The following is a 13,767-nucleotide window of genomic DNA, read 5'->3' as shown; positions in this document are numbered from 1 at the left end:
GAAAATAAAACACATATCATATTTTATGTCTAATTATATAATGGAATTATTTGGTTTGATGCCTAGTGGTGAAGTTATCGATTCTTATGAATTGACTAACAAAAATGGATTGCAATTGAATGTTATCAATTATGGAGCTATCATTACATCATTGAAAATGCCACTAAAAAACGGAGAAATTGTGGATGTAGTTTTGGGGTTTGATACTTTAGAAGCATACATTGAATCCTTTGATTTAGAAAGTGCTCCCTATTTTGGAGCAACAGTTGGGAGATTTTCCGGAAGAATAAATGATGGAACTTTTAGTTTGAATGGAAAAAAATTTGATTTAAATAAAAACAATAATAATCATTCGTTACATGGTGGAAACAAGAACTTCAGCCAAAAGGTTTGGAAGATTGAAAATGTTAATGAAGGTAAAAACCCATCGATAACTTTATCGTATTTCAGTCCAAATAATGAAGAGAATTATCCTGGAGATTTATCAGTTGTGTTAACCTATACTTTATCTGAGGAAAACGAATTAATTATAGAATACAAAGCAAACACTACTGAGGATACCATTGTGAATTTAACGCATCACAGTTATTTTAATCTTGATGGTCACGAATCCGATATCTCAGAACAGGAATTGATTGTAAATTCCGAAAAAATATTGGAGACTACAAATGAAAATATTCCAACCGGAAGGTTCTTAAACACTGCTAATTCTTCTTTTGATTTTAGTCAGCCAAAAAAATGTCCTTCAAAAATTGATACTACGTTTGTTTTAGAAAAAGAAAATGAATTTTCGGCTTCGCTTTTTAATAAAAAGAATAATCTAAAAATGGCAGTTTATACCAATCAACCCGGAGTTCACATTTATGTTGGCGGTAATTGTTTCAATACTGTAAAAGGAAAAGAAAATGCGGATTATCATTCGTTGAGCGGTATTTGTTTTGAAACACAAAATTTTCCTGATGCACCGAATCACGAACATTTTCCGAATTCGGTTTTGAAAAAAGAGGAGACTTATCATCATAAAACGATTTATAAGTTTCAATCCTTTTAACAAAAAATAATTATAATAATTGCTGTTTTTTATTTGTTTAAAATTTTTATCGTATCCAAAAAATGAAATCGATTTTGAAACCTATTATTTTTCTATTGCTAATTGTACTGACTTTTTCTTTTGGAAAAATACAGGCGCAATCTAGAACTAAAGTAAACTTTGGTTTTGATTGGGAATTCAAAAGGGAAGAAAAAGCAGCTTCCAATTGGGAGAAAATAACGATTCCTCACACTGCAAAGATTGAACCTTTGGTGGTGAACAACCAGTTTCAGGGAACTTCATGGTATCAAAAAAAGTTCAAAGTCGGGAATTTTAAAAACAAAAAAGTCTTCCTATATTTTGAAGGGGTGATGCAAGAAGCGGATGTTTGGATAAATGACCAAAAAGTGACCAATCATAAAGGCGGTTATTTACCATTTACGGTTGATGCAACTCCTTTTTTGAAAGCAAAAAAAGACAACATTATTAAAGTCAAAGTCAACAACGAAGACAATCCGGAATTTTTGCCAGGAAAGCCATTGAAGGATTTAGACTTTAATTATTATGGTGGAATTTACAGAAATGTTTATCTCATTACAACGGATAAATTATACATTACTAATGCGGTTCAGGCTGATAAAAAAGCAAGTGGCGGAATTTATGTGAACTTTGATGATGTTAATAAAAATAAGGTTTCAGGAGCAGTACAGGTTCATTTAAAAAACGAATTCGCTGTCGCAAAAGATATTTCGTTGAAATTTATTTTGACTAATAAAGAAGGAGAAAAACTGGAATTCAAATCGGAAGTATTTACGATAAAAACTAATTCAGATAAATCAATTACCCAAAAGATTGTGGTGAAAAACCCAAAATTATGGTCAATTTCAAATCCAAATTTATACCATTTAGAAGTTCAGGTAATTTCAAATAATAAAATTATTGACAGTTATTCGGAAAAAGTAGGAATCCGAAAATCGGAAATAAAAGACGATGGCTATTATCTCAATGATGAAAAATTATACATCACAGGAACAAACGAACATCAGGAATATCCATATTTAGGATATGCGATTTCCGATGAAGCACAGTATCGCGATGCAGTAAAAATTAAAAATGCAGGTTTAGATTTCGTAAGATTATCGCATTATCCACATGCCGAAGCATTCTTGAATGCTTGTGATGAATTGGGTATTTTGGTCATGAATAGTTTAACGGGTTGGCAGTTTTTTGGTAATGAAACCTTTCAAAAAAATGCTATTCAGGATATTCGCGATATGGCGAGAAGAGACAGGAATCATCCCAGTATTATTTTTTGGGAAGCCTCTTTGAACGAAACCGAAATGAGCGAAAGTTTCATGAATGAAGCCGCCAAAGCATTAAAAGAAGAATTGCCTTTTCCGCACAATTACAGTGCCTGTTGGATTGACAATCCAAATTATGATATTTTTATTCCGGCGCGCCAACACGGAAAAGCTCCGGATTATTGGACAAAATACAACAAAGGGAATAGAAAAATTTTCATAGCGGAGTATGGTGATTGGGAATATTATGCGCAGAATGCCGGATTCAATCAAACCGAATTTGCTAATTTGAAGGAAGACGAAAGAACTTCACGTCAGTTGCGTAGCAATGGTGAAAAGCGATTGTTGCAACAAGCCTATAATTTTCAGGAAGCGGCCAATTCGAATAGAAAAGGAGCACAGACTATTGGCGAAGCAAATTGGGTTATGTTTGATTACAATCGCGGATACAGCAATGATTTAGAGAGTTCTGGAATAAGCGATATTTTTAGAATTCCAAAATTTGCCTACCATTTTTACCAAAGTCAGCGTGATGCTACTATTACTTTGGACAAAAAATTAGTTTTTGGTCCGATGGTGCATATTGCAAATTATTGGACATCAGATTCGCCATTGAATGTGACCGTTTACAGTAATTGTGATGAAGTGGTGCTGTATCTGAATGATGTTTTGGTTGGCAAACAAAAACCAACAATAAATCAAAATAGTGATGAATTAAAACATGCGCCATTTGTTTTTAAAGTAGAAAAATTTATTGCTGGAACATTACGAGCCGAAGGTTTTGTTAAAGGAGAAAAAGTAGTTTCAAATGTTGTTAAAACACCTGAAAGTGCTGCTAAAATAGCATTGAGTTACGATGTTTCATCAAAAGCAATCAATCCGAATTTCCCTGACATGGTTTTTATTTATGCCAAAATTACAGATGAGAACGGAACGGTTATTCCAGATGCAACTAACGAAGTGACTTTTGCTTTAAGCGAAGGAGATGCAGAATTAATAGGTGAAAATCCAGTAAAAGCCGAGGCAGGAATTGCCACCATTATTCTTAAAACACCAAGTTTAAAAAAATCAATAAAAATAACGTCAAGTTCCGAACGATTACAAAATGGAACACTTACAATTTCTAATAATGAATGATATTTTAATTAAAAAAACGAACACTTTTTTTAAAGAGACATTTGGTGCTGAGCCACAAAAAATAGTACTTTCTCCGGGAAGAATTAATATTATTGGTGAACATGTTGATTACAATGACGGATATGTTTTACCTGCAGCGATTGATAAAATTATTTGTTTTGCTTTCGAAAAAAGCAATTCTAATACATCAAGAATAATCGCCATAGATCTTGATGATGAATTTGAAATGGATGTTACCGGTTCAATGGAATTAACAGATAATGTTTGGACCAATTATATTCGTGGTGTTGTTAATCAATTGAAAATAAATGGTTTTGAATTTGAAGGTTTCAACTGTGTTTTTAGCAGTAATATTCCTGTTGGGTCCGGTTTGTCATCATCAGCAGCTTTAGAATGTGGTTTTTTATTTGGAATAAATGAACTTTTTAATTTGAATATTAAACCAATTGATATCGCTCTAATGGGACAAAAAGCGGAACATTGGGTAGGTATTAATTGCGGGATAATGGATCAGTTTTCGAGTGTCATGGGACAGGAAAACAAAGTGATAAAAATTGATTGCCGAACCTTGGAGTATGAATACCATGATGCCAATTTTAGTGATTATTCTTTGATTTTATTCGATAGTAATGTGAAACATTCCTTGTTTTCATCGGCTTACAATACCCGACGAGAAGAATGTGAAGAAGGACTTTCAATCTTAAAAAATAATTTCCCGGCAGTAAACAGTTTTAGAGATTGTACCGAAAGTCAAGTACTAAGTGTAAAGGATAAGATGAGTGAAAATGTATTCAAGAGAAGCCTTTTTGCAGTAAAAGAAATTAAGCGTGTTATCCAAGCCTGTGAAGCTTTGGATAAAGGAGATATCGAAACTTTAGGTAGATTAATGTTCGAAACTCATGAAGGATTATCCGCTGATTATGAAGTAAGTTGTGCTGAATTAGACATGATAGTTGACACTCTTAAAAAAGAAGAAGCGGTAGTTGGTTCCCGATTAATGGGCGGTGGATTTGGTGGTTGTACAATCAACTTAATAAAAAAGGGGCATGAAGAGGCTATTAAAAAGAAACTTTCGGCACTTTATTTTGATGCTTTTGGAATAGAATTAAAAATTTATGATGTTAAAATTGGAAACGGAACATCACTTTATAAAAATAACTAGAATGAAAAATTTTGATATCAACGAAGATCCGCACAGACGCTATAATCCGTTAATCAACGAATGGGTTTTGGTTTCTCCACATCGTTCAAAAAGACCTTGGCAGGGACAAAACGAAACGGTGACCTCAGACTCTTTACCGGAGTATGATCCAACATGTTACTTATGTCCGGGTAATGTTCGAGCAAATGGAGAGGTAAATCCAGCGTATGAAAACTCTTTTGTTTTTGAAAATGATTTTGCTGCTTTAAAGCAAGAAGAAATTGCATTTGAAGAGAATAAAAATGAAACTTTTTTCAAAGCACAACCAGAAAGAGGAATTTCCAGAGTAGTGTGTTTTTCACCAAAACACAATCTTACCTTGCCGGAAATGGCTGTTGTTGCCATCGAAGACATCATTCACACTTGGCAAAAAGAATATACAGATTTGGGCAAAATAGATTATATCAATCATGTTCAGATTTTTGAAAACAAAGGAAGTGTTATGGGATGTAGTAATCCACATCCGCATGGACAAATCTGGGCACAATCTTCATTACCAACCGAAGTGGAGAAGACACAGAACAATCTGAAAGCGTATTTCGATAAACATGGAAGTACACTTTTGCAGGATTATTTGCAGGAAGAATTAAAACTAAACGAACGTATTGTAATTGAGAATGATCATTTTGTAGCGTTGGTTCCTTTTTGGGCAATTTGGCCTTATGAAACCATGATAATCAGCAAGCGTCATTTTGGGAAAATTACTGATTTTACGGAAACAGAAAAAACTGCTTTTGCGACGATTTTAAAACAATTGACTACAAAATATGATAATCTTTTTGAAACGTCATTTCCGTATTCGTCAGGAATTCATCAGTCGCCAACTGATGGAGAATCGCATCCGGAATGGCAATTTCACATGCATTTTTATCCACCATTGTTACGCTCCGCAACCGTAAAAAAATTCATGGTAGGTTACGAAATGTTAGGTGAATCACAAAGAGATATTACCCCTGAGAAAAGTGCTGAAGTTTTAAAAAACTTGTCAGAACTTCATTATAAGCATTCCCTGTAAACTACACAAAATATAGTAAAAATTCCGAATGAATTGATTTCGAGCTCAATTTCAATTTCTTTCTTTTCCAAGGAAGGCTACTAATCTTTTGTCTCTTTTTAAAAGGATAATTAAATAAACACAAAAAAATTTTATTAACCAACCAATTTTTAAAACCATGAATTTATGAAAACCATGAAGAACGTAAATCAGTTGTTAAGGATTAAAACATTCTTAACATCTAAACTCACTCTGTCAATAATCATTATGACCTCGTGTATTAGTTTACAGGCTCAGAATATTATTACAGGGTCTGTTGTAGATCAAAAAACATCCCAAACAGTTATTGGCGCTTCTGTAGTCGTCAAAGGAACGACAAATGCAACCATGACAGACGGTGATGGGAATTATAAATTAAATGTAGCTGACCCTAATGCTACACTAGTTTTCTCCTACATTGGATATGTTAAAGTTGAAGAGGCTATTGCGGGTAGAAATGTGATAAACATTTCACTCCAAGAAGAAAATAATACATTAGAAGAAGTAGTAGTAATTGGATATGGTACTGTTAAAAAAAGTGATTTGACAGGAGCCGTTGGAGGATTAAAAGCTGCACAATTAGATTCTCAAAGTAATACTAATTTAGGAAGTGCGATACAAGGTAAAATTGCAGGTGTTACTGTAGAGTCTGCAGGAGGTGCTCCTGGTTCTGGAACGAGAATTCAGATTAGAGGTGCCGGATCATTAAACAATAACAATCCTTTGATATTAGTTGATGATATTGCTGTTGCGTCAATGAATAACCTTAACCCAAATGACATCGAATCAATTCAAGTTTTGAAAGATGCTTCTGCGGCTGCAATTTATGGTTCAAGAGCTGCAAACGGTGTAATTTTGATTACTACAAAAAGTGGAAAAAAAGGGGAGATGAAAGTTAGCTTCGATTCTTTTTATGGTGTTGCCAGTGTTACTAAAAAGCTAGATCTGTTAAATCAAGAAGAATGGGCAAAAGTAAGTAATGCTGCATATAGTGCTGCAGGAAAAGCACCGTTAGACATTGCTCTAAATCCGGAAGTTCCTGGTGCGGGAATTAATTGGCAGAATGAAATATTTAGAACTGCTCCTACACAAAACTATTCATTAGGGCTTTCTGGAGGATCGGATAATTTAAAATATAATATGTCATTAAGCTACTTTAATCAAGAAGGAGTTATAAAGGAAACAAATTATGACCGTGTCAACTTAAGAGTTAAATCGGATTACAAGAAGGGTATTTTTAAAATTGGAGAAACAGTAATGTTGACCAAAGAAAAAAGAAATGATTTGCCAGGCATGCCAGGGCAAGGAAGAAATATTCTTGGAGCGGCTATATCTATGATTCCCGGGTTTGCAATTTATAATGAAGATGCTGTAGGCGGATATGGTGGAGCGTCAGGTGCGGTTACGGATATATTCAATCCAGTAGCGGCTTTGAATCTTTTTGATGTGAAAAACGATTACTACCAAGCATTGATTAATACCTATGCTGAAGCAAGTTTTTTTGATGGCTTTAAATATAAATTAAATGTAGGGGTAACACTTTCTGAGCATAAGAGTTATAACTATACGCCACGTTATGAAGTTGGAGGATTCTTCAAGAATTTAAAAAATACTTTAGCGGAAGGAAGTGATTTAAACCAATATTATCAAATTGAAAACACTTTAAATTACTCAAAAAAATTCGGTAAGCATTCTGTAAATTTATTAGCAGGACATACTGTTTATCAAAATAATTTCCGTTCTATTTTAGGTTCTGTACAAGGAATGCCAGATGGTATATTTGTTCTGGCAGGTGCTGAACAACCATCTATTTCAGGGTATGCTACTGAGAGTAAATTGATTTCTTATCTTGGACGTGCGATATATTCTTACGATAACAAATATATTCTTACGGCAACTTTTAGACGTGATGGTTCCTCTCGTTTTAGTCCAGAAAATAAATGGGGAAATTTCCCTTCAATTTCTGCAGCATGGGGAATAGGAAAAGAAGATTTTTTTAAAAACCTAGACTTACCTGTATCTGAATTTAAGTTACGTACAAGTTATGGTATATTAGGAAATCAAGAAATTGGAGATTACCAATATCTTGGATCAATTACATCAGGAATAAGCTATGGTACAGGAGAGCCGAATACACTTTGGATAGGTAATATTCAAACAGAATATCCTGCGATTGGATTAAAATGGGAATCAACTTCGACAGCCAATGTTGGTTTTGATTTAGGTTTATGGAATGGTAAATTAGATTATACTTTTGACTACTTTCAAAAAAACACATCAGATTTACTTTTACGTGTGCCAATTCCTTTGTCAGTTGGGTCTAGTAATGATCCTTACACTAATGCGGGTAAGGTTTCAAATAAAGGTTTTGAGATGGGGTTAACGCTTAATCAAAAGGTGGGAGAAGTTAATTTCTCTATAACTTCTAATATTTCAAGTGTAAAAAATCGTGTTGAAGAATTGAGCACAGGAAGTCAGATTCTTGCAGGTTCTAGTGGATCATTTCATGGATCAGCAGTGACTTACAGTAAAGTAGGATATCCTATTTATTCTTTTTTCCTTGTTAAGACTGATGGATTATTCAGATCACAAGAGGAACTGGATGCACATAATGTAAATGGAAGTCCTATTCAACCTAGAGCACAAATAGGAGACATAAGATATGTTGATTTTAATGGAGATGGAAAAATTGACGCTGGAGACAGACAATTTAGAGGAAGTGCTTTTCCTGATTTTGAATATGGATTACGTATTCAAGCAGATTGGAAAGGAATTGATTTGACCGTTGCTGCTCAAGGGGTTCAAGGAAATGAAATATATAACGGAAATAATACAGATCTACAAACTGTAAGAGCTAATATTAATTACTCTAGAGCAACATTAGATTCGTTTACTTTTAATCCAAACTCTAATTTCCCAAGATTAAATATTGATGATCCTAATGATAATGGAGCTGATTATTCAGATCGTTTCCTTGAAAATGGTTCTTATCTTAGAATAAAAACGATTCAATTAGGATATACATTTCCTAATGATTTAAGTAAAAAATTAGAAATTGACAGATGTCGATTCTATGTTGCAGGAGATAATCTTTTTACTGCTACTAAATATACAGGATATAATCCAGACGTTTCGGCTGATGGACTTGGAGGTAGAGGAATAGATTATAAATCGTATCCATTAAGCAAAACCATTATTTTTGGTATGCAACTTAACTTTTAAATCAACGAAAAATGAAAAAGAAATTAATTATATTATATTTTATGGGAGGACTAGCTTTGCTAAGTTCTTGTTCCGATAACCTCGAATTACAAAACCCTAGTAAAGTAACAACCGGTTCTTTCTGGCAAACTCCTGAGGATTTGGAGTCTGGATTAGCGACTGTTTACAATGTTTTAGTAGACAACAATAACGCGGGTTATTGGGAAATACAAGCGATGCAGTTGAAAGAAAACAGAACAGAAAATTTTGTTGCAAGAAATGATGTGCCTGGGCGTTATGCAGTTTCTAGCTATAAAAATACACCTAGTACAAGTGAGACTACCGGTATGTATAAAGCGATGTATATTGGTATATTTCGTGCGAATCAAGTAATCAATTATGCGCCTCAAATCAAAAATATTGATGAAACAAAAAGAGCACAAATCGTTGCTGAAGCTACTTTTCTTAGAGGATTGAATTATTTTAATTTAGTAAATGAATTTGGTAGTGTTCCAATTTTTACAGATTTAGTAGAAGAATCGGCAGATTATTTTAAAGAAAAATCAACGGAAGAAGAAGTGTGGAAACAGATAATTGCAGATTTTCAAGCGGCGGCAACAAGTCCTCTACCTGAGATCTATCCTTCAGCTTTAAAAGGTAGAGTAACGAAAAATACGGCAATCGCTTACCTTGGAAAATCGTATTTATATTTAAAAGATTGGGCTAAAGCCGAAGAGCAATTTTCTAAGCTGGTAAATAACGAAACCGCAAATGGGTTTGGTCTTTTGGACGATTACGCACAATTATTTGATGGTAAACATGAAAATAGCAAGGAATCAGTGTTTGAAATTCAGTTCAGCAGACAAGGTGGTGCTACTATTTGGGGTGGAAATCCATCAGAAAGAACAAGAGCAACAACTATGGCTCAAGAATTAGCGCCAGGAGAAGTTGGAGGATGGTTTGAGTTGTTGCCTTCAAAAAAATTATTAGACGCTATGACCAAAGAGAAAACCACGGATGGTAGTTTTGATCCTAGAGCTCTTGCTACTTTGGCATGGGATTATCCGGGTTGTGTTTATTATAATTATAATTTCACATCTAAGTTTAAGGCGACTGATATCTGGATAAGAAAAAATCAAAACTGGTGGAATAACGATGAAGGAGATTGGAAATCAGAATTGAACGAATATGCAATGCGTTATGCTGATGTACTTTTAATGCTTGCTGAAGCCAAAACGATGCAAGGAAAAGTACTTGAAGCTATTCCTTTAGTTAAAAGAATAAGAGACAGAGCGAAGTTAGCTAATATCACAATGATCGCATGGAATCAAGCTCAAATGATGGATGAGATTATGCATCAAAGAAATGTTGAATTTGCTCGTGAGGGTATTCATTGGTATGATTTAAGAAGATGGGGTACTTTAGAAAAAGTAATCAAAGAAAGTCAAGTTGGGGGGTATCTTAATTACTCGGCTAAATACAACTACTTTCCTATTCCGGAAAGTGAGTTAAATAATAACCCAAAAATGACACAAAATGCCAACTGGTAATATGGGTTATACATTTTAATTAATAAAAGATTAAAATAAGAATTTGACAAATGGTTAATAAGCTATATTATAGTAAATTAATCATTTGTCATCTCTTATAAACATCCGATCTCTTTTAATGTTTATCTGATAAAAGTAATCCGATCCTAAAAATTCATTATACATGAAAAAAGTAACAATTTTATCCTGCATTTTTACAATTATTTCTTTGGTTGTATGCGCACAAGAAAAACCAACGACTAACGATTGGGAAAATCCAGCAATATTTCAGATTAATAGAGAGCCTGCAAGAGCGGCATTTTTACCTTATGCCGATGAATCATCTGCTATTGCGGATGATTATACTCGTTCTCCTTGGTTTCTAACTTTAGACGGAAAATGGAAATTTAATTGGGCATCTACGCCTGATCAACGTCCGAAAGACTTCTTCAAAACAGATTTTAATACAACCAACTGGAAAGAAATTTCCGTGCCTTCAAACTGGGAATTAGGCGGGTATGGAATTCCTATTTACACTAATATAATCTATCCATTTGTTAAAAATCCACCGTTCATTGATCATGCAGATAATCCAGTAGGGTCTTACCGACGTGCTTTCGAGTTGCCAGAAAATTGGAACGGACGTCGTGTTTACCTTCATTTTGAAGCAGGAACTTCAGCGATGTATATTTGGGTAAATGGAGAAAAAGTAGGGTATAGTGAAAATACGAAAAGTCCAACGGAGTTTGATATAACGAAGTACGTAAAAGCCGGTAAAAATCAGGTTGCTGTTGAGGTGTATCGTTGGAGTGATGGTTCTTACTTGGAAGATCAGGATTTTTGGCGTTTGTCAGGGATCGATCGCGACGTTTATCTTTATAGTACGGCTAATACCCGTATTGCAGATTTCTTTGCACGTCCTGATCTTGACGATTCTTATAAAAACGGAAGTTTGTCTGTTGATGTTAAAGTTAAGAACATGAACAAGGTTGCAAAAAATAACCAAACTGTAGAAGCTAAATTAGTGGATGCAACGGGAAAGGAAGTTTTTACAAAAACGATAAAAATAAATTTAAAAGCAAATTCAATTGAATCAACTAACTTTAATCAAAAAGTAGATTCACCTCGTTTATGGAGCAACGAAAATCCTTATTTATATACTTTATTGCTTACGCTAAAGGATGAAAACGGAAAGTTTCTTGAAACGGTTTCTACGCAAATCGGTTTCCGAAAAGTAGAATTGATGAACGGACAATTATTGGTTAACGGTATTCGAATCATGGTTCATGGTGTAAATATTCATGAACATAATCCTAAAACGGGTCATTATCAAAATAAAGAAACCATGATGAAAGACATTCGCATGATGAAGCAATTAAACATCAATGCGGTACGAAGTAGTCATTATCCATCTAACCTTGAATGGGTTAAATTATGTAATCAATATGGTTTATTTTTGGTAGACGAGGCTAATATTGAAACTCATGGTATGGGTGCTGAATTGCAAGGTTCCTTTGATAAAACAAAACATCCTGCTTATCTGCCAGAGTGGAAAGCAGCACATTTGGATCGTATTTACAGTTTGGTAGAGCGAGATAAAAACCAACCTTCTGTAATTCTTTGGTCTTTGGGTAATGAGTGTGGAAACGGACCTGTTTTTCAAGAGGCTTATAATTGGATAAAAAACAGAGATAAAACTCGATTGGTTCAATTTGAGCAAGCTGGTGAAGAAGAAAATACCGATGTAGTTTGCCCTATGTATCCTAGTATGGATTATATGAGAGAGTATGCTAAACGCAAAGAGGTGAAACGTCCGTTTATTATGTGTGAATACTCCCATGCTATGGGGAATAGTAGTGGTAATTTTCAGGAATACTGGGATATTATTCGCAGCAGCAATAACATGCAGGGAGGATTTATCTGGGATTGGGTAGATCAGGGATTTGAGATGACAGATGAAGTAGGACGCAAATATTGGTCGTATGGTGGAGATATGGGAAGCCAAAATTACACCAACGATGAAAATTTCTGTCATAATGGATTAGTTTGGCCCGACCGTACGCCGCACCCAGGTGCTTTCGAAGTAAAAAAAGTGTATCAGGATATTCTGTTCACAGGGGTTGATTTGAAACAAGGAATTATTCAGGTGGAAAACGGATTTGGATATACAAATCTTGATAAATACCTTTTCAAATATGAGGTTTTGGAAAATGGGTTGGTTATCAAGACTGATACTGTTGATATACGTCTTGAACCACAATCCAAGAAACAAGTACAACTTGAATTACCAAAATTATCATCAAAAGACGGAGTTGAATATCTTTTGAATGTTTATGCCTACACAAAAGATGGGACCGAAGTTTTACCTCAAAATTTTGAAGTAGCCCGAGAACAGTTTTCAATTAGTGAGAGTAAATACTTTGTTAAAGCAGCAGCAAAAGGGACAAGCCCTATTGTTAAAGAAACTAAAGATGTTATCACGCTTAGTGCGTCTGGTGTTGAAGTGACAATAAACAAGAATACAGGTTTGATTCAAGATTACAAATCCAACGGAGAACGTTTTTTTAATCAATTACCGGTTCCTAATTTTTGGCGCGCACCAACTGATAATGACTTTGGAAATAATATGCAGGTGGCAAGTAATGTATGGAGAACTGTAGGAAGAGTTAGTAGTTTGAACACTATTGAGGTCAAAGAAGAGTCTGGAAAAACAAGTATTGTAGCTAACCTTTTCTTAAGTGATGTAGCGTCTATTTATACGATTATTTATACTATGAATTCAGATGGAAGTTTAACGATGTTAAATTCATTCAAGGCAGGGAACAATCCATTATCTGAAATGCCTCGTTTTGGGATGATATTCTCTCTCAAGAAAGAATTAGATAATTTCAGTTATTATGGAAGAGGACCTTGGGAAAACTATCAGGATAGAAATACATCTTCTTTGAAGGGAATTTACCAAAGTAAAGTTGCCGATCAATATGTACCCTATACACGTCCTCAAGAAAATGGATATAAAACAGATGTTCGTTGGTTGACACTTACAAATAGTTCAGGGAATGGGATTGAAATAGAAGGGTTACAGCCTTTAGGTGTAAGTGCGCTACATAATTACCCTGAAGATTTTGATCCAGGTTTAACAAAAAAATACCGTCACACCAGTGATATCACTCCTCGTAAGGAGGTTATAGTTTGTGTTGATTTAGCCCAAAGAGGCGTTGGTGGGGATAATAGTTGGGGAGCTTTACCGCATGAACAATATCAATTGAAGAACAAAGAATATAGTTATGGTTTTGTTATTAAACCTAAAAAGAAATAAAATAGTTATAAAAACC

The 13,767-nt window shown here is 34.4% G+C and carries 7 protein-coding genes; all 7 read left to right on the top strand.

Annotated features, from left to right (window positions below; all coding sequences use genetic code 11):
• The first annotated feature begins 25 nt into the window (after positions 1 to 25).
• Positions 26 to 1,051, top strand: coding sequence for an aldose epimerase family protein (locus FNW38_RS08945; protein WP_235890179.1), 1,026 nt, complete (start codon positions 26 to 28; stop codon positions 1,049 to 1,051).
• 62 nt (positions 1,052 to 1,113) lie between these two features.
• On the top strand, positions 1,114 to 3,468 hold the full coding sequence (locus FNW38_RS08940) for a glycoside hydrolase family 2 TIM barrel-domain containing protein (protein ID WP_144064807.1): 2,355 nt from the start codon (positions 1,114 to 1,116) through the stop codon (positions 3,466 to 3,468).
• Positions 3,461 to 4,630, top strand: coding sequence for a galactokinase (galK, locus tag FNW38_RS08935; RefSeq protein WP_143387196.1), 1,170 nt, complete (start codon positions 3,461 to 3,463; stop codon positions 4,628 to 4,630). The genes FNW38_RS08940 and galK overlap by 8 nt, the downstream gene beginning before the upstream one ends.
• 1 nt (position 4,631) lies before the next feature.
• Entirely contained in the window at positions 4,632 to 5,684 is a 1,053-nt protein-coding gene (locus FNW38_RS08930) for a UDP-glucose--hexose-1-phosphate uridylyltransferase (protein WP_143387195.1), read from the top strand.
• Positions 5,685 to 5,849: 165 nt separating this feature from the next.
• Positions 5,850 to 8,924, top strand: a complete 3,075-nt coding sequence (locus FNW38_RS08925; RefSeq protein ID WP_235890180.1) for a SusC/RagA family TonB-linked outer membrane protein — start codon at positions 5,850 to 5,852, stop codon at positions 8,922 to 8,924.
• Between the two features lie 11 nt (positions 8,925 to 8,935).
• Positions 8,936 to 10,453 (top strand): RagB/SusD family nutrient uptake outer membrane protein, encoded by a 1,518-nt coding sequence (locus FNW38_RS08920; RefSeq protein ID WP_144064808.1) that lies wholly within the window; start codon positions 8,936 to 8,938, stop codon positions 10,451 to 10,453.
• A gap of 163 nt (positions 10,454 to 10,616) precedes the next feature.
• The gene (locus FNW38_RS08915) at positions 10,617 to 13,751 is read left to right on the top strand and encodes a glycoside hydrolase family 2 TIM barrel-domain containing protein (RefSeq protein WP_143387193.1); all 3,135 of its coding nucleotides are present in this window, start codon (positions 10,617 to 10,619) and stop codon (positions 13,749 to 13,751) included.
• Positions 13,752 to 13,767 lie beyond the last annotated feature (16 nt).

Source organism: Flavobacterium gawalongense, from assembly GCF_007097265.1.
GTDB lineage: Bacteria > Bacteroidota > Bacteroidia > Flavobacteriales > Flavobacteriaceae > Flavobacterium > Flavobacterium gawalongense.
This window is presented reverse-complemented; position numbering and strand designations above follow the sequence as displayed.